Here is a 19,952-nt window from a genome sequence, read left to right as displayed (position 1 = left end):
ACACTATGAAAAAATGCTGATAAAATATTATGATTTATATTGACGAGTTTATATTTATGGTGTAAAATTAGTTATGGAAAGAGGGTGTTTTTATGAAAGGAAAAGAAGTTTTAAGTGCCATTAAAAAGGATATGGATGAGCACGTTGGTGAAAAGGTTCTTTTAAAGGCTAACAGTGGAAGGCGCAAAGTCGTTGTAAGAGAAGGAATCCTTGAAAAAACATACCCTAACATATTTGTTATAAGAGTTGATGGAACTGATAATTCTTCAAGAATGGTATCATACAGCTATTCAGATATATTGACTCAGACAGTTCAATTAGTATTTAAAAGCAATAATGCTGCTATTGGATAAACCGATTTTATCGGTTTATTTTATTTTTTGCTCATTTTTTGTAATAAGTAATATATGAAAGGCATATTTTAGAATATAAAATTATATACTATAATAGTAAATTTTGGGTGGGAGGGATATAATGTCCGTAGAGCTTATAAGAGATATAATAAATTACGAAGAGCTTATAGGGGAAGGAACAAGCCAAACGATGGTAAACGGAGACATAATAATAAATGACAGAAATCCAGAAATATCAAGAGTACTTAATATGGATGGCAATATTTTAGTCTTAAGCAGCGAGGTTGTTGAGGACAAGATAATACTTGAAGGAAGGATGAATTTTGATATTCTCTATGCATCCACTGAAGAAAACAGAGGTATATATAAAGTTGGGGCATCAACAAACTTTACCCATAATATACAGGTGATAGGCGCAATGCCCAATATGTACAGCAAAGTATTGGCTTATATTGAACATATGGAGTATGAACTTCTGACAAATAAAAAGATAAAGGTTAATGCTGTTATTAATCTGAAAGGAGTAGTTTACAATAGAAAGACTGCGGAGGCTATTGTGGATATAAAAGGACAGGATATTCAGCTTCTTAAAAACGCAGTACAGGTAGATGAATGCTTAGCATCAGACAACGCACAGATAGTAATTAAAGGCAGCATAGAAATAGGAGAAGATAAACCTCAGGTGGACTCAATACTTAAAACAGATATAAATATAGGTAAAAAAGATATATTTATGCAGGATGGCAAGGCTACAATAAATGCCTGTGCACATATTAGAGTTATGTATGATGCTGAAAACGGAAATGAAGTATATCTAAGTGAACAGGATTCAGCATTTACCCATGAGATTGCACTGCCTGAGATTAAACCTGATATGAGATGTGATGTATCCTTTAAGGTGGAGGATTTAAATACAAAGGTATTGGAAAATGAAAATGGAGAGAGAAGGACAATAGAATGTGAAGTTGTTCTTGGAATATCAATGAAGGGTTACCTAAAGAGGGGCATTCAGATTATAGATGATGCCTACTCTCCTGAAGAAAGGTATGAGCTTGAAAAGCAGAGCATAAAGGCAAACAGCTTTTTTGGAGAGGGGACCGACAGCCAGACAATAAAGGAAAGAATAGTTCTCCCACAGGACAGCGAGGCGATATCTCAGGTTAAACATGTTACTGCAAATCCTGTTATAACTGATGTTAAGGTATTTGAAGATAAAGTGGTAGCTGAAGGAGTTGTTAGCTGCTGTGTAATGTATATGATGGCCAGCGAAGAAGGCGGAATGGCAAGCTATGAAGAGGAAATACCTTTTAAATCGGTTATTGATATGCCTATGATTAAGATAGATATGATGCCGGAAGTAAATGTAGATATTCAGCACATATCCTTTGAAAAAGTATCTCCGAGAGAAGTAGATATAAAAATTATACTTGAGAGCTGTGCTAAGGTATTTTATAAAATTGCTGTAGATTTTGTAAAATCCGTTGTAGAGTCTGAAATACCTGAAAACATTAAAAATATGCCAAGCATTGTAATATATGTTGTTCAAAACAACGATACCCTTTGGAAGATTGCAAAGAAATATGGAACGACAATTGAGGATATAGTAAAAATAAACGATATAGATAACCCCGATGTTATAATGCCTGGTATGAAACTTTTAGTACCTAAAAAGACCTTTATGAAATAAAAAATAACTTTAAGGCAGCAATTATTTTAATTGCTGCCTTAATTGCTTTTATAAATTATGTATAAACAATATTTATTTAAATATCAATTAATTAACAAGCCTCACAAATATTATGGAATATTTTATGAGGCTTTTTTTATGTTTTATAAACAATGATATATAAAAATAAAAATAGAATTTAATTTTTGTATAAAGATAGTTATAGTGGTAAAAAATATTTAATACATTAATAACTTTTGGTGATGATATGGAAAGATATTATGGAAATCTAATAATAATTGGCGGAAACGAGGATAAAGAGGGAGAATGTGAAATATTAAAGGAAGTAGTAAAAAAATGTAAAGAGAAAGAAGGATACCTGACTATCGTTACAGCTGCTACGGACTACCCAAGAGAAGTTGGAGAAAAATACAGCGGTGTTTTTGAAAAACTTGGGTGCAGAGAAATAGAAATTATTGATATTAAAACAAGAAAAGATGCAATAGATAACAAATATAAAAAGAGAATAGAAGAAAGCAGCTGTATTTTTTTTACAGGGGGAGATCAGCTTAAAATAACCAGCTTAATAGGAGGAACAGTTTTTTTTGAAAGCTTAAAGCTTGCCTTTGAAAGGGGTGCTTTGATTGTTGGCACCAGTGCTGGGGCTTCCTGCCTTTGTACAACTATGATAGTTTCAGGCAAAGATGAGGATTCTCCAAGGAAATGTACTATTAAAATGGCACCAGGTCTTGATATTATAAGAGGAGTTTTAATCGACCAGCATTTTGCTCAAAGGGGAAGATATGGAAGGCTCCTTAATGCTGTTGCCCAAAATCCAGAGATAATAGGAATAGGAATAGATGAAAATACAGCATTAGTAATAGAAGAAAGTCCAATATTCAGGGTAATCGGAAGCGGTGCAGTTACAGTAGTAGATGGTCATACAATAACTCATATGAACGTTTCGGAGCTTTCTCCTGATGAAACCCTTTTTATCACTGATGTAAGGCTTCATGTGCTTCCAAAGGGATATAAATATGATATAAGGCAGAGAAAACCTTTGCTTAATAATTTTAAGGAGGAAAAAAATGAAAATAATCGATGAGAGAATATATACTGGAAGGAACATATACAGCCATAAACCCTGTATAAGGCTGACAATTGATGTTGAAAATCTTGTTGATACTCCTACAAAGGATATAGAGAATTTTAATAAAAGGCTTCTTGAAGCCTTCGAAGGGCTTAAAAATCATAAATGTTCCCTTGGATATGTTGGAGGTTTTATACAAAGGCTTCATGAGGGTACATATCTTCCTCATGTATTTGAGCATGTTCTCATTGAGATGCAGAATATGCTTGGTTTTGATAAGGTTAAATATGGTAAAGCAAGGTTTGTTGAAGGAAGCATTTATAATATAGTATTTCAATATGAACTTGAAGAAGCCGCAAAGCTGTGTGCTGAATACGGGCTGAAATGTCTTAATAACTTTATTGAAAATAAGGATTATGATATGAAAGAAGCTATGAATTATATTGAAAAGGAGATAGAAAGCGTAAGGCTTGGACAAAGCACCCTTTCTATTTATAATGAAGCTGTAAAAAGAGGAATACCAGTAATAAGAATTGGCAAAAACAGCATATTGCAGCTTGGATATGGCAAATACCAAAGAAGGATTGAAGCTTCGATTACTGATGCTACATCTACTATAGCTGTTGATATAGCCTGCGATAAGGCTATGACAAAGCAGCTTTTAAAAAATGCCTGCATTCCTGTTCCTGATGGAGATGTTGCAAATTGCCCTGAGGATGTAATTAAAATATGTAAAAGAGTAGGTTATCCTGTTGTAATAAAACCTGTTGACGGAAATCAGGGCAGAGGCGTTACAGTAAAGGTGTCAAAGGATGATGAAGCTTTAAAAGCATACTGCGAGGCATCAAAAATAAACAGCAGGGTTGTTGTTGAAAAATATATCGAGGGAAAAGATTACAGGGTACTGGTTGTGAATGGCAAAGTTTCTGCAGTATCTTTAAGAATGCCTCCAAAAGTAACAGGAGATGGAGCATGTAGCATAAAAGAACTTATTGATATAGAAAACATGAACCCTCAAAGAGGATATGGACATGAAAAGCCTCTAACGAAGATACCCTGTGATGAGGTTACTATAAGTTACCTAAATTCAATGAATTTAAGCCTTGACTATATACCTTCCAAAAATGAAACTGTTTTACTAAGACAGAATGCAAACCTTTCAACAGGGGGAAGTGCAAAGGACTGCAGCGACATCATTCATCCTGAAAATATAAATTATGCTGTAAGGGCAGCAGAAACTATAGGACTTGATGTTGCAGGAATTGATATCTGTACAAAGGATATTTCAAAACCTCTTTTGGAAAATAATGGTGCTGTGATAGAAGTTAATGCTTCGCCTGGACTTAGGATGCATATTAGTCCAACCTATGGTAAAGGGAGAAATGTAGCAGCGGATATTATAGACTATCTTTTTCCTAATCCTGAAAAAACATCAATACCAGTAATATCTGTTACTGGAACCAATGGTAAAACAACTACTACAAGAATGATAGGACATATTTTATCTATGAAGGGTATGCATGTTGGAATGACTACAACAGGAGGAATATATATAGACAATAAATGCGTTTTAAATGGGGATACAACAGGTCCTGACAGCGCTCTTACAATTCTTATGGATAAAAGGGTTGAAGCTGCTGTACTTGAAACAGCAAGAGGAGGAATTGTAAGGAGAGGACTTGGCTATGACCTATCGGATGTTGGAGTAATCACTAACATCTCAGAAGATCATCTTGGAATCGATGGAATTGAAACTATAGAAGATTTAATAGACGTAAAATCCCTTGTTGCTGAGGCTGTAAAAGACTATGGATATGTAGTTTTAAATGCCGATGATGAAAGCGTCAACATATTGAAACAAAGAGTAAGAAGCAACATAGTTTACTTTTCTAAAAATCCTGAAAATATAATAATAAAAAAGCATATATTAGGTGGAGGACTATCTGTATTTTTAAAGGATAATTTTATTTACTTTGCGGATGGAGAAAAAATTCAGCCTGTTGTTGATGTTAGGGAAATGCCATCAACTTTCGATGGAAAGCTCCAATACAATATAGAAAATGCAATGGCAGCCTGCGGTGCCTGCTGTGCATTAAATGTAGATATAGATATTATCTCTAAGGGGCTTAAAACTTTTTATCTTGACGGAATTCAAAATCCAGGGCGGTTTAATGTGTATAATATGAATAACTTTAAGGTGGTTGTGGATTACGGCCATAATGTTCAGGCTTTCAGGGCAGTTTTAAACTCTATAAAAAAGATGGAAGCTAAAAGACTTGTAGGTGTAATTGGAGTTCCAGGAGATAGAATGGATGAAAGCATTATTCGATGCGGATATATCTGCGGCTGTGGATTTGATTATTTATATATCAAAGAAGATGTTGATAAAAGAGGAAGAAAGGAATTTGAAGTTGCAAAGCTCCTTGAGATGGGTGTTATACAATCGGGCAAAAAAGATGAAGATTATAAAATAATATTAAATGAAGGAGAAGCTCTTTTAAAAGCTATGGAAAATGCAAGGGAAGGAGACTTAATTGCAGTTTTTTATGAGGATTATGGAAGTATTATGAAGGCGATTGAAAGATATAAGTTAGAATCCAAAGGAGTTTCTAACTTTAACAATATTTCTGCGGTATAAGGTTAGGCTGCCCTAACCTTATTTTAAATAACTTTAAAATTAATTGCAGGAATTTACCAATTAATATATAATATATTATTACCAAGAAAAATATGAAAGGTGGGATAAAAATGGATGAAATAAGAATGATATGTCCCGCTAAGATAAATCTTTCCCTTGATGTTACAGGCAAAAGAGAAGATGGATATCATTTTGTTAAAATGATTATGCAGAGCATATCCCTTGAGGATGTAGTTACAGTAAGAAGGATTAAAGATGGAATTAAAATTTATTGTGATTCATCTGAGGTACCCTGCAATGAAACCAACTCAGCATATAAGGCAGCAAAGCTTATATTTGAAAGATATAATATTAATGGAGGAGTAGAAATATTAATAGACAAAAAAATACCTGTTGCAGCAGGGCTTGCAGGCGGAAGCACGGATGCAGCAGGGGTTATTAAAGCTATTAATATACTTTACGAAATGAATTTATCACTTCAGGATATGATGGATTTAGGGGTTAAAATAGGTGCTGATGTGCCTTATTGTATTCTTGGAGGGACAGCTCTGTCAGAGGGGATAGGAGAGATACTGACTCCAATAAAGCCAGTTGAAAATCTATGGTGTGTTCTTGCAAAACCCCATTTTGCAGTTTCAACAAGAGAGGTTTACAGCAAACTTAAAATTGATGAAATACCAAGACATCCTGATATCAATAAATTAATTACATATATAGAAAAGAAGGATTATAAAAATCTTGCAGAGAATATGGTAAATGTACTTGAAACTGTTACTATGAAGGATTACCCTGTTATTTTTGAAATAAAAAACATCATGATGGAATTCAATGCTTTAGGAAGTCTTATGAGCGGAAGCGGGCCTACTGTATTTGGATTGTTTGAAAATAAAAGTTCTGGGGAAAGGTGCTATAATAGACTTAGAGATTATCTCAAGGAGGTATTTCTTGTCAGGACTTGCAATTAGGGGGGATAGATATGGTTAATGCTCTAATACTTGCGGGAGATAAGGGAACAAATGGAGAACCTAAGGCTTTATTAAAAATTAAGTCTATGTATATGATAGAGTATGTCATAAAAGCTCTTAGGCAATCAGGTGCTGTTTCAAAAATTTATGTAGCTGGGGATGATATTTTAAAAGAAAAAATAGGTCATTTGACAGATGGCTTTATCAAATCCAGCGGCAGCATTATGGATAACGTAAGAAACAGCATTAAAGTTATAAAGGATTATGACACACCTTTATTGCTTTGTACCTCGGACATACCTATGGTTAGCGGAGAGGCAGTTGCGGATTTTATTAAAAGATGTGAAGAAAAAAAACTCGATATTGGATACCCAATTATTGATAAAAGTCTTAATGACAAGAAATATCCCGATGTCAAAAGAACCTATGTCAAGTTGAAGGATGGGATTTATACAGGTGGTAATATAGTCTATATGAACCCTAACGTGGCAGAAAACTGTACTAAAAAGGCAGAACTTCTTATTGAATATAGAAAAAAACCTTTAAAAATGGGAAAGGTTCTCGGATTTACTTTTCTTTTAAGACTTGCTCTTGGAATTCTTCCAATAAGCGATGTGGAGAAAAAGATTTGCAGCATGTTTCAAGTGAAGGGTGCTGCTATTGCAACTTCCTATCCTGAGATAGGGAATGATGTTGATAAACAGGCGGATATTGATTTTGTAAATAAATACATATCTTAGGGTATACCCCTTAAAGCTGTCATATCAGCAGTTTAGAATGCTGATATGACAGCTTTTTTTTATGATTTAATATCGATGTTTTGTTTTTTAAATTTAGAATAAATAATTCCATATTAGCACAAATTAAATAAAAAGGTGGGAGAATATATGGAAGTTATTTTAAAGTTTATAGTCGATACCTTTGATTTAACTGTTTATATACTTTTTATAATTTCAAGTATGTTTTTGATTTTTATAGACTGCAGAGAATACAAAAAGATGAAATTAAATAGAGAATATAAATTTGCAAGGAATACAGCAATAGTATATTTGATTCTTGGAACAATACTATACATAGCAGCAAGATATATAAAAATATAGGAGTGATTTACATGTCCCTTTGGAATAAAGGCAGGTTTAAGTCTCCAAAACCTCTTGTTGATTATAAAATAGAAAGCAGGACTGATATAAGTGAAGAAATAAATAATAATATTACAAAGATAAAAGAAACCTTTAAAGGCTCCGATGATGTTGTTTTTAGAGAATTTGTTGTAGGCGGTTTAGACGGCAGAAGGATGTTTTTAAGCTATATCGATGGCATGAGCGATAAGGCTCTTTTGGATGATTTTGTTCTGATGCCATTAATGCTTATATCAAGGGAAGTAAAACCGGATTACGAAGAAATTAAGGATAATCTTGCAAATATAGCAAAAAACTCAGCCCTGACTGTCACTGACTTTAAAGAGGTTGAAAAAATGGAGGATGTTTATCTTGCAGTTTTGTCTGGCGAAACAGCCCTTTTTATAGATGGCTATAGTAAAGCAATAATTATAGCTACAAGACTGTGGCCTGCAAGAAATACAAGCGAGCCTTCAGCAGAAACTGTAATAAGGGGGCCCAGAGACGGCTTTGTTGAAACTCTTCGCTTTAATACCGCATTAATAAGAAGAAGAATAAGAGATACTAAATTTAAAGTTAAACAGCTGCAAGTAGGACAAAGATCAAAAACCGATGTTGCAATAATGTATATCGATGATATTGCAGATAAAAGAGTTGTTGAGGAAGTAGAAAAAAGAATAAAAAAAATTGATATAGATGCTGTAATTGACAGCGGCTATATTCAGCAGCTCATTGAAGAAAGGCAGTTTACTCCTTTTCCACAGGTTCAGACGACAGAAAGGCCTGATGTTGTTGCGGGTGCTATATATGAAGGAAGAGTGGGGATATTAGTTGATAATTCTCCCTTCGCACTTATTGTACCTGTTACATTGAATGCTTTTTTACAGTCCTCCGAAGACTACTATTCCCGCTCGAGCATTACAACCTTTGTTAGGTTTTTAAGGCTCATATCTGGAGCAATAGCAATAATAGCACCAGGTACCTATATAGGCCTTATATCCTTTAATCCCGGAGTAATACCTTCAAAGCTTCTTTTTTCAATCTCAGCTTCGAGAGAAGGTGTGCCTTTTCCAGCTTACATAGAAGCCTTTGTAATGGAGCTTACCATTGAATTTTTAAGGGAGGCGGGAGTCAGGCTTCCAAGGCCTATAGGTTCAACAATAGGAATCGTTGGAGGTCTTGTAATAGGTCAGGCAGCTGTTCAGGCGGGAATCGTAAGCCCTATAATGGTTATTGTTGTTGCTGTAACAGCGATTTCTTCCTTTGCAATTCCTAATTATGAAGTAGCCGCAGGATTCAGGCTTATAAGATTTTTCCTTATGATACTTGCGTCTATATATGGACTTTACGGAGTTATGCTTGGTATAATTGCAACTTTAATTCACCTTGTAAATATAAAAAGTTTTGGAGTTCCATATATGGCTCCTCTTGCACCTTTTGAAATTGAAGATATTAAAGACAGTGCTTTTGTAAGGCTTTCTTGGAAATATATGAAGAAAAGACCTAAGCATTTGGATCCTCAGGACGAAATAAGGCAGAGGAGTGGTAATAATGACACCAAATGATGATAAGATATCCAATATACAGCTATGTGTTTTAGTTTTTAATATAGTTCTTGGGATAGGAATATTAACTCTTCCGGCATCTCTTACAAAGGCAGCAGAGAATGATGGGTGGATACTTTGCATAATATCTGGTCTGCTTTGCATATTATCTATTTATTTTATGTGTTATGTTGGCAATAAATATGCTGAATACGGTTTAGTAGGAACTTTAAAAAAATTATTCGGAGGATTTGTAGGTACAGCCTTAGCCATTCCAATTATTCTCTACTATATATTCTTCTGCTCGGTTGAGGTCAGACTTTTTGCTGAAACTGCAAAGTTATATCTTCTGCCTAATACTTCCCTCGAAATAATAATACTTCCTCTTATAATTTTAGCGGTATTATTATCAAGAACAGGGATTGAAAGTATCGCAAGGTTTTTTGAATCAATAACGCCCTTTATATTTTTCTTGATTTTTGTCTTGATTACGGTAACTATTCCTAAAAGCGATTATTCCAACATAAGACCTTTTTTAGGAACTCCTTTAACAAAGCTTATAAAGGGGATTTCAGTATCTATTTTTTCCTATGCTGGTTTTGAAATTTTATTATTAATATTTCCTTATCTTAGAACTCCTAAAAAAGCCTTTAAATTTTCATCTGCAGGTTTAATTATTATAATAGTTTTTTATGTTTTTGCAGACATTCAATGTCTTGCAAAGTTTGGCGTTAAGGAGACAGAATCTTTTATTTATCCCACCATTTCTCTTATTAGAGCATCACAGGTGCCGGGAGGATTTATTGAAAGACTCGAGGGGCTTTTGCTTGCTCTTTGGGTAACATCTGTATTCACCACTCTTGTAGGGCTGCTTTTTAGTTTATCGGTTGTTCTTTCAGATGTTTTAAAGCATAAAAAACCAAAACATATAGTATCTATGTTTATTCCAATTATATATATAGTTGCTCTTTGGGGGGACAGCGTTGCAGAACTTTTCGAGCTTAGCGATAAGCTTATGAATACTTTAGGTTTGTATTCCATTGGGATTTTGCCTCTCTTAATGTTTTTATTTTCACTTTTTAGAAAAAGGGATGTGAAAAAAAGTGAAGGTTAAAAAAATACTTACTTTATTTATTATCATAGTATTGACACTTACAACAGGCTGTTACGATAGGGTTGAAATAGAACAAAGGGCTATAATAGGGGCGTTTTCAATAGAACTTGTGGATGAAGTGCAAGAATCCTTTGAAAAAGCAGATGATGCAAAACAGGCAAGCTCAGACAGCAGTTTTAATGAAAATAAAAATGGCCCCTTAAAAATTATTTTTGGTGTAATAAATCCTTCAAAACTTCAAAGCGGTGATAAGGCATTTAAAACGGTAGAAGTTAGAGGGGCAAACATTCCAGATGCTGTTGAGAAACTTGGAGAGAAGATATCAAGACAGCCATATTTTGCCCAAATGAGGATGCTTTATATTTCAGATAAAGTTTTAAAAAACAAAAAGGTTTTCAAAGAGGTTTTAGACAGACTTGACAGAAGCACTAAAATAAACGAAACAGCCAATATTGTTGTAATAAAGGGGGAAACTGATAATCTGGCGAAAGTAGAGCCTGAGCTTGAAAATACTATTGCAGCCCATATTTTTGGAATATCAGAGAATTCAAAGATTACAGCTAATGTATCCGCACTTCCTATATATAAATTTCTATCAGTTATTAGAAATTCTGATGGCTGCTGTTTTATTCCTGTGGTTGAAATAAAAAATATAAAAGGAAAGTTTGAGCCTTCTATAGACAAAGTAGTCTTAATTAAGGATTATCAGTTTTTAAGATATCTTGATACCAAGTATATTAAAACCTTCAGAATTTTAAATAACGATTTTAGAAGCGGAAGAATGCTTATAAATTATGAAAATATTTCAATACCCTATTACGTTTATTCTACAAACAAGAGGATTTGGCTTGAGGAGGAAGAAGGCAAACTTAAATATAAAGTTAAGATTGAATTCGAAGGAGATGTTGAGGAATTAGAGTTTGGAAAGGATTTGTTTGATACGCAGACTATAGATAAGATAAACAAGGCGGCAGAGGAGACTATTAAGGAAGAATTCATTGAAACAACCAAATATTTTCAAGATACTATAGGTTATGATTATTTAGGATTTAAAGACTTTACCCATAAATATTACAATAAGATTTATCAAAAATATAAGGATAATTGGGATGAAGTATTTAAGAATGCCCAGATTGAGTACGATGTAAAAGTATATATAAGAAGAATAGGAATTTCTAAAAAATAAATTTTGATGTTTAAAATCTAAAACTTTGGAAATACTTTAAAATAGCATATGAAACAGGGTGATTTTATGAAAAAAGTAATTTCTTGTATAATACTTATATTTATAATAATGTTTTTGACTTTTACCGCAGATAAAACCAATGAAACACAAAGTATAAATAAAAAGCTTTTAAGATTCCATGTAATTGCTAACAGCGACTCCTATGAAGACCAGTCGGTAAAACTTAAGGTTAGAGATGCTATTTTAAAAAATATCGGGCCTCAGCTTGAAAAGTGTTCGAATCTTGATGAATCTTTAAAAGTAATAGAAGCTAATAAGGATAAAATTGAAGAAATATCAAATGACATACTTAAAAAAGAAGGTAAGGATTATAATGCAAAGGCAATGCTTGGAGAATTTCAGTTTCCTGTTAAAACCTACGGCTCTATTACTTTGCCTGCTGGAGAATATACAGCCCTTAGAGTTGTACTTGGAAATGGTGATGGGAAAAACTGGTGGTGTGTGATGTTTCCCCCACTGTGTTTTATAGATATAACAAGGGGAGTTACTTCAAAGGAAACCGATGAAGAGCTTAAAAGAGTTTTGGGTGAGGATGAAGTTAAAAGCATAACTGCTTTTAAGCAGATAGATGGAAAGGTAAATTCAGTGTCCAACACCTTAAATAAAAACGATGTCAAAACAAAATCTAAACACAGCCCTAATGTAGAATTTAAATTTAAAAGCGTTGAGATTTTTGACAAGTTAAAAGACATAATAAAAAATAACCTGTAAAAGGTTATTTTTTTGATTGTTCTATTATTAATCTGCATATATCTTTTGTTGAGTTTGGCTTTGATTTTTCAAGAGCAATACTTTTCATTTGCTCGAGTCTTGATGTATTTTTTATAAGCTGTCTTACAACGTTTACTGCATCGCTGCTTTTTTTAAAAGTTGCAGCTATTCCGCAGTTTAAAAGATAGTTTGCATTTTTTTCCTCATGACCGGGTATTGGGGAATTTATTATTATAGGCAGTCCTTTTACCAGAGCCTCTGCAATTGTAAGGCCTCCTGGCTTTGTTATTAAAATATCGCTTACTGACATTATTGCATTCATATTTTCTGTATAACTTAGAATTAAAGATTTTTTTTGAGCTTTTTCATAAATTTCTTCTATCTTTTCCTTTAGTCTGTGATTCCTTCCAGTACATACTATAAGCTGTATGTCAAGATCGCTTAAAGATAGCGCTTCATATATTTTTTTTATATTTCCTATTCCGAGACTTCCGCCCATTAAAAGTATTGTAGGCTTACCTTCATATAATCCTAACTGATTTTTAATAGCTGCTTTTTCAACAGGCATTAGGAATTGAGATTCAACAGGTATGCCCAAGGGATATAAAGAATTTATATCGGCACCTTTTTCAGCTGCTTCATCAATAAAATCCTCATTAGGAATTATATAAGCATCTATATAATCATAAAACCAAAAGGAGTGTACTGCATAATCTGTTAAAATTCCAATTGCAGGTATTGATATTTTACCTTTTCTTTTTAAAATTGAAATCATCTCGAGAGGAAAAGGGTGGGTGCATAATATTACATCAGGATTTATATCTTCAACAAGGCTTTTAATTTTTATTGATAATAAGTGATTTGCCATCTCAGAAAAGCTCGATATAGTATCATCTTTATCAGCATGTTCATAAAGCTTTTCATATATTTTTGGAGTTATTTTTATTGATTGAAGGTAGCTTCCCACCACTATTTTATTTATAACAGGATTTATGTACCTTAATGTGTCTATTATTTCCATTTCAACATCGGTGTAATTTTTTTCGAAATAATTTTTAATAGCCTTTGCTGCTTTAAAATGCCCTGTACCTGCTGATACTGAAAGAGCTAATACCTTCATTATATCACTCCTAAATGTTGAATTAATTTGAGCATACATATTATATCAAAAATATATTACTTTATAAATGTTATAGTTGTGTAACGTAATTATTAAATATTAAAAAACAAATCAAAGTATAAAAATGTTTAAAATGCAAAAAATACCTCTTAGAGGAAATGAAAGTTTATTGTATTGAGGAGGCAGAAGGATGTTTAAAAAAAGAGCTGTGTTGGCTTTAGCTGTTTCTATAATAGTTGTAGGTTCTACAACTTTTGGTATTCTTATGTATCTTGATAGAAGGGATTATAGAAATTATCTTCAAAACCAGTATGAAAGGGATCTTTATGACATAGTAAACGACGTTGAGGGGCTTTCGATTGCTCTTTCAAAATCAATGGTAACATCTTCTTCTAAGCAAAAAATACTGGTATTTGGAGAAATATGGAAAAACGCTGAGGATGCACAGGAAAAACTTAATGCTCTTCCTATATCACATTCTGCAATAAGCCAGACAAGCAAATTTTTATCCCAGGTTGCAGATTTTAGCTATGCACTTTTAAAAACAGCTAATAATGGTCAGGAATTATCAAAGACTGAGATGACTAATGTGGAAAAATTAAGAGATTATGCAGGTTATTTAAGTTTGCAGCTTAGAAATTTTCAATCTTCCTTAACAGAAGGAGATATAAAATGGGGTGAGATTAAGGAGGGCGGAAGTTCAGCCTTTGGCAGAGCTACTGAAAATACTATAGAGACCCAGTTTAAAAATTTATCTGATGAAATGCAGCAGTATCCTACTCTTATTTATGATGGCCCCTTTTCAGAAAATGTTCTTAATATAAAGCCCAAAATTTTATCACAAAAGCCAATAAGAGAGAATGAAGCTAAAAACATAGTTTTAAAGCTTTTTCAAAACAATGTAGAAAGTATTGGAATATACAGCAATAAAATAGGTGAAAAGATTCCTGCCTATGCATTTAAAGTAAAATTAAAAAACTCAAAGGAAAGCGATATAAATATAGATATCAGCAGAAATGGCGGAAAGGTAGTATATATGCTAAGGAGCAGGGATATACCAAAATCTAATTTAGATATTAAATCTGCTATTAAAAAAGGATTAGAATATTTAGAAAAAAATGGATATGAAAATATGATACCTACATATTCTTTAAAATATGATAATGTTGCTGTTGTTAATTATGTATATGTTAAAGATAAAGTAGTTGTATATCCAGATCAGATAAAATTAAAAATTGCTCTTGATAATGGAGAAATAGTTGGAATTGAATCTGCTCATTACCTCGTTGCTCATTATGACAGAAATATTTCAAAACCAAGGATTACTGCAAATGAGGCTCGTGTTAATGTCAGCCAAAACCTTAATATAAAAAACATAAGGCTTACTATAATACCTATGGAATCCTTTAGAGAAGTGATGTGCTATGAGTTTTATGGAGTTTATAAAGGAGAAAAATATCTTGTTTATATAAACGCCTTGGATGGAACAGAGGAAAGAATACTAAAAATTGTTGATACAGCAAATGGAGAGCTTACTATGTAAATATTGTATGGATATAATATTTTAAGCGGGGGAAAATAAATTTAGTAACAAGATAGGGGGGATTTTGATGAGCAAACATCACAGCTTGATGTCAGAAGAGCTAAAGATGGAGCTTGCAAAGGAAATCGGGGTATATGACATAGTCCAGCGTGAAGGATGGGGAGCTGTACCATCAAGGGACTGTGGAAATCTTGTTACTGCTGCAATTCGCTATGCAGAAAGGGCAATATCACAAAACAACTCAAAATAAAGAGCCGGTCAGCCGGCTCTTTTTTAATTTTAAAATATTTACAAATGATATATATTGTTTTATTATTATATGGACAAAAAAATTAATATGTACTACAAAAAGATTACTGAAAAATAATATAATAATATTATAGAATTTAAGGTAGGGATAATATGGACGATAGAGCTGTTGGAGTTTTTGATTCAGGTATAGGAGGACTTACTGTTGTAAAGGAAATAATGAGAATACTTCCTAATGAAGATATAGTATATTTTGGAGATACGGCAAGAGTTCCCTATGGAAGCAAATCTACTGAGACTATTACTAAATTTTCATTTCAAAATACACGATTTTTAATGAGCATGAATGTAAAGGCTATAGTTGTTGCTTGTAATACTGCTTCTGCACTAAGCCTTGAAAGCCTTCAAAGCGAATTTAATATGCCTATAATAGGTGTTATTGAACCAGGAGCAGACATGGCAGTTAGTGCAACTTTAAATAACAGGATTGGCATTATTGGGACTGAAGGAACTATAGGAAGCAGAGCCTATGAAAGGGCAATAAAAAAACTTAAACCTGAGGCAGAGCTTTTTGCATATCCATGTCCTCTGTTTGTACCAATTGTTGAGGAAGGGTGGGCTGATACCAATGTATCTATGCTTATTGCACAGGAATATTTAAAACCCTTAAAAGGTCTTAATATCGATACTCTTGTTATGGGATGTACACATTATCCTCTTTTAACAAAGACAGTTGGTGAGGTTATGGGAGATAAGGTTAAACTTATAAATCCTGCTTTAGCAACGGCTTTGAAATTAAAAGAGATACTATTAAACTGTGGTATTGAAAACAGAGAAAAGAGAGAGGCTAATTATAAATATTATGTTAGCGATAATCCTGAAAGATTTTTAAAAGTTGGGGAAAGATTCTTAAATACTGAGATAAGGAAGATTATTAAGGTAGATATTGAGAAGTACTAAAATTAGGAGGATAAGTATGGAAAGCAAGGTTTTAATATCGGTAAAGACTAAGCAATATATTGATGGAGAACCGGAAATTATAGAACTAATCACAGAGGGAAATTTTTTTAAAGAGGATAATAAATATATGGCGGTTTACGACGAAAGCGAAATATCAGGTATGGAAGGAACTAAGACAACATTAAAGATAGAAGATAATTCCCTGACTATTATAAGGAGAGGGACAACTAATTCAAATCTTGTTTTTAGGAAGGGAGTTAATGATGTGAGCATTTACAGCACTCCTTTTGGCTCTCTCGAGGTTATGATAAAGCCTACTAAAGTTGATATTGACGTGAATGAAAGGGGAGGAAAGGTTCAGCTTGAATATAGGATGGAGGCAGCAGGCTTTGAGCCTATAGATAATTCCCTCGAGCTTAATATAAAACCTGTACAATAAAGCATTTTGCTTTAAAGTTTAATAAATTATAAATATTATAAAAAACTATTGAATATTATTTATAATAATGGTAAAACTATTTCAAAGTTAATATATTAGGGAGGGGTTTTATGAGAATTAAGTGGCTTGGACATGCATGTTTTAAAATAACTATGAACAATGGAGTTAGAATTTTAACGGATCCCTTTGATGACAACGTAGGCTATAAAATTCCATCTGTTGAAGCCGACATAGTTACAATAAGCCATAATCACTATGATCATAATTTTACTGATTGTATAAAAGGGAATTTTGAAGTAGTAGATAAAGTTGGGAACTTCTACATAAAAGATATTGTAATAAATGGAATTCATACATATCACGATGAAGTCTCAGGAGCTAAAAGGGGGAATAATACAGTTTATGTTTTTGAACATGAAGGTATTAGGCTCTGCCACCTCGGAGATTTAGGACATGTACTATCGGATGAGCAGATTAAAATGCTTGGTAAAATAGATATACTTTTAATACCTGTTGGAGGAGTTTACACTATAAATGCAGATGAGGCTTTACATCTTGTGGAGAAAATAAGCCCCAAGGTAGTAATACCTATGCATTATAAGACACCTGTACTTAAATTTAATTTAGACGATGCTGAAAAATTCTTAAAAGGTTTTAACAGAGTTGAAAGGCTAAAGTCTCAGGTTGTTGAAATAAAAAATGAAAACCTTAATAATGATGAAACTTTAGTTTATGTATTAAACTATGAATAGGCGGCAGAGCTGCCTATTTTTATTTTAAGTTTTATGTTTTAAAGTTTTTAATTATGGTATACTAAATTATGTATAAATTTCAAGAAGATTTTTTGTTGATTTAAGATGCCATTTGAAGTAAAATATAAAAGTTGATGTTTTGGATTAGGAGGGGAACTATGGCAACCAAGTATATATTCGTAACCGGAGGAGTTACATCATCTCTTGGGAAAGGCATAACTTCATCGTCCCTTGGGAGACTTTTGAAATGCAGGGGACTTAAGGTATCTATACAAAAATTTGACCCATATATAAACGTTGACCCTGGAACAATGAGTCCATATCAGCATGGAGAAGTATTTGTAACGGATGATGGTGCTGAAACTGATTTGGACCTCGGACATTATGAAAGATTTATCGATGAAAACTTATCTAAGAACAGCAATGTTACAACTGGAAAGATTTACTGGTCGGTTATTCAAAAGGAAAGAAAAGGGGAATATCTTGGAGGAACAGTTCAGGTAATTCCACATATCACAAACGAAATCAAGCAGAGAGTATACAGGGTAGCAAAGGAAAGGGAAGTTGATGTTGTAATCACTGAAATAGGCGGTACGGTTGGAGATATTGAAAGTCTTCCTTTTCTTGAGGCAATAAGACAGATTAAATATGAAGTTGGAAGAGAAAATGTATGCTTTATACATGTAACGCTTGTTCCTTATCTTTCGAAGGCTGGAGAACTTAAAACAAAGCCAACCCAGCATTCGGTTAAGGACTTAAGAAGCATAGGTATTCAGCCGGATATAATAGTATGCCGCTCTGAGAAACCTCTTTCAGCAGAGCTTAAGGATAAAATAGGACTTTTCTGCAATATAGATGGAGAATCAGTAATACAGAATCTCGATGCGGAAACGCTTTATGAAGTTCCTCTTCTATTAAAAGAAGAAGGCCTCGATGATCTTGTTGTTAAAAAGCTTCACATTGACTGCGGTGAGGCACAGCTTGATGAATGGAAGGCAATGGTTAGCAGGCTGAAAAATCTTAAAAACAGGGTTAAAATAGCTCTTGTTGGTAAATATGTTGAACTCCATGATGCATATCTTTCAGTTGTTGAGGCTTTAAAACACGCAGGTATTTCAAATGATGCTGAAGTTGAAATTGACTGGGTAAATTCCTGCGAAGTTGATGAAAGCAATTATGAGGACATTTTAAAAGATGCTGACGGCATATTAGTTCCAGGAGGATTTGGAGACAGAGGAATAGAAGGAAAGATACTTGCAATAAAGTATGCGAGAGAAAATAATGTTCCTTTCCTTGGAATATGCCTTGGAATGCAGTGTGCAGTTATAGAATTTGCAAGGAATGTTTTAGGACTTAATGGTGCAAACAGCTCTGAGATTGCACCTGATACTAAATATGCGGTTATTGACCTTATGCCTGAGCAAAAGGATATAGACGAAAAGGGAGGAACTATGAGGCTTGGACTTTATCCATGCAAGCTCAAAGAAGAAACCTTCTCTTATAAGGCTTATAATGATGAGGTAATATATGAAAGACATAGACATAGATACGAGTTTAACAACGAATACAGAGCTCAGTTTACCTCTGCAGGAATGGTTTTTGCAGGAACATCCCCTGATGACAGGCTTGTTGAAATAGTTGAAATTCCACAGCACAAATGGTTTGTGGGTGTTCAGTTCCATCCGGAATTTAAGTCAAGACCAAACAGATCCCATCCTCTTTTCAGGGATTTTATAAGTGCAGCACTAAATAATAGGAATGACAAATAAGGGCGTTTTGCCCTTTTTCTTTTTGCGATATTTTTCGACAATAGAAGGAATTATAAAATGGGTGGAGAATAAATATAATATGGAGGTGAGTATATGGTTCTTGATGCTTCCAATAAAATTGCTGTTAAATGTGCAGAGTGTGGGGAATACAACATAATAGATGTGGATATATTTAATTTAAAGGAGACAATGGAGGCAAAGTGCAAATGTGGTGCAAGCATGTTTAAAGCAAAAAGAATAAAAAAGGAATTAGTGTTTGATATAAACTGCGTTGCCTGTGAAAATATCCACCGTTTTAAGTTTAAACTTTCAGATTTAATGACAAAACCTCTTAATATTATAACCTGTCCCGTTTCAGGCATGGAAATAGCTTTTTTAGGGAAAGACGAAAATGTAAAAGATATTGTTGAAAGATACAATAATGATATGTTAGAGCTTTTAAAAGCCCTTGGGATTATGTAAATTATATGTACTTATAAAATGCAGATATTTAATAAAACTTTCATATGAGCCTTTCATTCAAAGAATAGATTGAATGAGAGGTTTTTTGTTTACAATAGTATACAACAATCAATATAAAGTATAGCATAAATTATTAATATGAGGCTTATATTGACATTAAATGGTTTTTAAAATATAATATTTATATGATTATGAGTAGCATATTGGAGGATT

General features: G+C 33.3%; 19 protein-coding genes. 18 read left to right on the top strand and 1 reads right to left on the bottom strand.

The features are described 5' to 3' along the window. The first annotated feature begins 92 nt into the window (after window positions 1-92). The 11 genes from B5D15_RS00865 to spoIIR all read left to right on the top strand — a co-directional run bounded on the left by B5D15_RS00865 (window position 93) and on the right by spoIIR (window position 12,445). Entirely contained in the window at window positions 93-353 is a 261-nt protein-coding gene (locus B5D15_RS00865) for a Veg family protein (protein WP_078695210.1), read from the top strand. A gap of 121 nt (window positions 354-474) precedes the next feature. Continuing rightward, window positions 475-2,040, top strand: a complete 1,566-nt coding sequence (locus B5D15_RS00860; protein WP_078695209.1) for a DUF3794 and LysM peptidoglycan-binding domain-containing protein — start codon at window positions 475-477, stop codon at window positions 2,038-2,040. A gap of 247 nt (window positions 2,041-2,287) precedes the next feature. Beyond that, on the top strand, window positions 2,288-3,124 hold the full coding sequence (locus tag B5D15_RS00855) for a cyanophycinase (RefSeq protein WP_078695208.1): 837 nt from the start codon (window positions 2,288-2,290) through the stop codon (window positions 3,122-3,124). Next, window positions 3,108-5,747, top strand: a complete 2,640-nt coding sequence (gene cphA, locus B5D15_RS00850; RefSeq protein ID WP_078695207.1) for a cyanophycin synthetase — start codon at window positions 3,108-3,110, stop codon at window positions 5,745-5,747. The genes B5D15_RS00855 and cphA overlap by 17 nt, the downstream gene beginning before the upstream one ends. A 110-nt stretch (window positions 5,748-5,857) precedes the next feature. Continuing rightward, window positions 5,858-6,712 carry a 4-(cytidine 5'-diphospho)-2-C-methyl-D-erythritol kinase gene (gene ispE / locus B5D15_RS00845; protein ID WP_078695206.1) on the top strand — a complete coding sequence of 285 codons (855 nt, stop codon included), beginning with the start codon at window positions 5,858-5,860 and terminating at the stop codon, window positions 6,710-6,712. A gap of 11 nt (window positions 6,713-6,723) precedes the next feature. Then, the gene (locus B5D15_RS00840) at window positions 6,724-7,452 is read left to right on the top strand and encodes a nucleotidyltransferase family protein (protein WP_078695205.1); all 729 of its coding nucleotides are present in this window, start codon (window positions 6,724-6,726) and stop codon (window positions 7,450-7,452) included. Window positions 7,453-7,599: 147 nt separating this feature from the next. After that, window positions 7,600-7,812 (top strand): CLC_0170 family protein, encoded by a 213-nt coding sequence (locus B5D15_RS00835; protein ID WP_078695204.1) that lies wholly within the window; start codon window positions 7,600-7,602, stop codon window positions 7,810-7,812. Between the two features lie 11 nt (window positions 7,813-7,823). Next, entirely contained in the window at window positions 7,824-9,395 is a 1,572-nt protein-coding gene (locus B5D15_RS00830) for a spore germination protein (RefSeq protein WP_078695203.1), read from the top strand. Continuing rightward, complete coding sequence (locus B5D15_RS00825; RefSeq protein WP_078695202.1) at window positions 9,382-10,488, top strand: GerAB/ArcD/ProY family transporter; 1,107 nt, start codon at window positions 9,382-9,384, stop codon at window positions 10,486-10,488. The genes B5D15_RS00830 and B5D15_RS00825 overlap by 14 nt, the downstream gene beginning before the upstream one ends. Beyond that, entirely contained in the window at window positions 10,478-11,674 is a 1,197-nt protein-coding gene (locus B5D15_RS00820; protein ID WP_078695201.1) for a Ger(x)C family spore germination protein, read from the top strand. The genes B5D15_RS00825 and B5D15_RS00820 overlap by 11 nt, the downstream gene beginning before the upstream one ends. A 66-nt stretch (window positions 11,675-11,740) precedes the next feature. Further along, window positions 11,741-12,445 carry a stage II sporulation protein R gene (spoIIR, locus tag B5D15_RS00815; RefSeq protein ID WP_078695200.1) on the top strand — a complete coding sequence of 235 codons (705 nt, stop codon included), beginning with the start codon at window positions 11,741-11,743 and terminating at the stop codon, window positions 12,443-12,445. 4 nt (window positions 12,446-12,449) lie between these two features. Here the strand turns inward: spoIIR and B5D15_RS00810 are convergent, their stop codons facing one another. After that, a complete protein-coding gene (locus tag B5D15_RS00810) occupies window positions 12,450-13,565 on the bottom strand; it encodes an MGDG synthase family glycosyltransferase (protein ID WP_179122131.1) in 1,116 nt (371 codons plus the stop codon). A 190-nt stretch (window positions 13,566-13,755) separates the two neighbouring features. On the opposite strand from B5D15_RS00810, the gene ypeB reads away from it, so the two are divergent. The 7 genes from ypeB to B5D15_RS00775 all read left to right on the top strand — a co-directional run bounded on the left by ypeB (window position 13,756) and on the right by B5D15_RS00775 (window position 19,739). Beyond that, the gene (ypeB, locus tag B5D15_RS00805) at window positions 13,756-15,108 is read left to right on the top strand and encodes a germination protein YpeB (RefSeq protein WP_078695198.1); all 1,353 of its coding nucleotides are present in this window, start codon (window positions 13,756-13,758) and stop codon (window positions 15,106-15,108) included. A gap of 67 nt (window positions 15,109-15,175) precedes the next feature. After that, on the top strand, window positions 15,176-15,358 hold the full coding sequence (locus B5D15_RS00800) for a small, acid-soluble spore protein, alpha/beta type (protein WP_078695197.1): 183 nt from the start codon (window positions 15,176-15,178) through the stop codon (window positions 15,356-15,358). 152 nt (window positions 15,359-15,510) lie between these two features. Next, window positions 15,511-16,317 (top strand): glutamate racemase, encoded by an 807-nt coding sequence (murI, locus tag B5D15_RS00795; protein ID WP_078695196.1) that lies wholly within the window; start codon window positions 15,511-15,513, stop codon window positions 16,315-16,317. A gap of 16 nt (window positions 16,318-16,333) precedes the next feature. Continuing rightward, entirely contained in the window at window positions 16,334-16,756 is a 423-nt protein-coding gene (locus B5D15_RS00790; protein WP_078695195.1) for a YwiB family protein, read from the top strand. Window positions 16,757-16,866: 110 nt separating this feature from the next. Further along, a complete protein-coding gene (locus tag B5D15_RS00785) occupies window positions 16,867-17,508 on the top strand; it encodes an MBL fold metallo-hydrolase (RefSeq protein ID WP_078695194.1) in 642 nt (213 codons plus the stop codon). Between the two features lie 158 nt (window positions 17,509-17,666). Beyond that, window positions 17,667-19,277: a CTP synthase gene (locus B5D15_RS00780; protein WP_078695193.1), complete on the top strand. Its 1,611-nt coding sequence runs from the start codon at window positions 17,667-17,669 to the stop codon at window positions 19,275-19,277. Window positions 19,278-19,370: 93 nt separating this feature from the next. Next, complete coding sequence (locus B5D15_RS00775) at window positions 19,371-19,739, top strand: hypothetical protein (RefSeq protein ID WP_078695192.1); 369 nt, start codon at window positions 19,371-19,373, stop codon at window positions 19,737-19,739. Window positions 19,740-19,952: the final 213 nt, after the last annotated feature.

Origin of the sequence: Caloramator quimbayensis (assembly GCF_900167605.1) — a bacterium.
In the GTDB taxonomy this organism is placed as follows: Bacteria; Bacillota; Clostridia; order Clostridiales; family Caloramatoraceae; genus Caloramator_B; species Caloramator_B quimbayensis.
The sequence above is the reverse complement of the archived record's forward strand: the minus strand, read 5'-3'. Positions and strand labels throughout refer to the sequence as shown.

What these genes read in the sequence shown, in the direction of transcription:
- B5D15_RS00865 (WP_078695210.1), top strand. Translation starts at nt 93, where the DNA reads ATGAAAGGAAAAGAAGTTTTAAGTGCCATTAAAAAGGATATGGATGAG.
- B5D15_RS00860 (WP_078695209.1), top strand. Translation starts at nt 475, where the DNA reads ATGTCCGTAGAGCTTATAAGAGATATAATAAATTACGAAGAGCTTATA.
- B5D15_RS00855 (WP_078695208.1), top strand. Translation starts at nt 2,288, where the DNA reads ATGGAAAGATATTATGGAAATCTAATAATAATTGGCGGAAACGAGGAT.
- cphA (WP_078695207.1), top strand. Translation starts at nt 3,108, where the DNA reads ATGAAAATAATCGATGAGAGAATATATACTGGAAGGAACATATACAGC.
- ispE (WP_078695206.1), top strand. Translation starts at nt 5,858, where the DNA reads ATGGATGAAATAAGAATGATATGTCCCGCTAAGATAAATCTTTCCCTT.
- B5D15_RS00840 (WP_078695205.1), top strand. Translation starts at nt 6,724, where the DNA reads ATGGTTAATGCTCTAATACTTGCGGGAGATAAGGGAACAAATGGAGAA.
- B5D15_RS00835 (WP_078695204.1), top strand. Translation starts at nt 7,600, where the DNA reads ATGGAAGTTATTTTAAAGTTTATAGTCGATACCTTTGATTTAACTGTT.
- B5D15_RS00830 (WP_078695203.1), top strand. Translation starts at nt 7,824, where the DNA reads ATGTCCCTTTGGAATAAAGGCAGGTTTAAGTCTCCAAAACCTCTTGTT.
- B5D15_RS00825 (WP_078695202.1), top strand. Translation starts at nt 9,382, where the DNA reads ATGACACCAAATGATGATAAGATATCCAATATACAGCTATGTGTTTTA.
- spoIIR (WP_078695200.1), top strand. Translation starts at nt 11,741, where the DNA reads ATGAAAAAAGTAATTTCTTGTATAATACTTATATTTATAATAATGTTT.
- B5D15_RS00810 (WP_179122131.1), bottom strand. Translation starts at nt 13,565, where the DNA reads ATGAAGGTATTAGCTCTTTCAGTATCAGCAGGTACAGGGCATTTTAAA.
- ypeB (WP_078695198.1), top strand. Translation starts at nt 13,756, where the DNA reads ATGTTTAAAAAAAGAGCTGTGTTGGCTTTAGCTGTTTCTATAATAGTT.
- B5D15_RS00800 (WP_078695197.1), top strand. Translation starts at nt 15,176, where the DNA reads ATGAGCAAACATCACAGCTTGATGTCAGAAGAGCTAAAGATGGAGCTT.
- murI (WP_078695196.1), top strand. Translation starts at nt 15,511, where the DNA reads ATGGACGATAGAGCTGTTGGAGTTTTTGATTCAGGTATAGGAGGACTT.
- B5D15_RS00790 (WP_078695195.1), top strand. Translation starts at nt 16,334, where the DNA reads ATGGAAAGCAAGGTTTTAATATCGGTAAAGACTAAGCAATATATTGAT.
- B5D15_RS00785 (WP_078695194.1), top strand. Translation starts at nt 16,867, where the DNA reads ATGAGAATTAAGTGGCTTGGACATGCATGTTTTAAAATAACTATGAAC.
- B5D15_RS00780 (WP_078695193.1), top strand. Translation starts at nt 17,667, where the DNA reads ATGGCAACCAAGTATATATTCGTAACCGGAGGAGTTACATCATCTCTT.
- B5D15_RS00775 (WP_078695192.1), top strand. Translation starts at nt 19,371, where the DNA reads ATGGTTCTTGATGCTTCCAATAAAATTGCTGTTAAATGTGCAGAGTGT.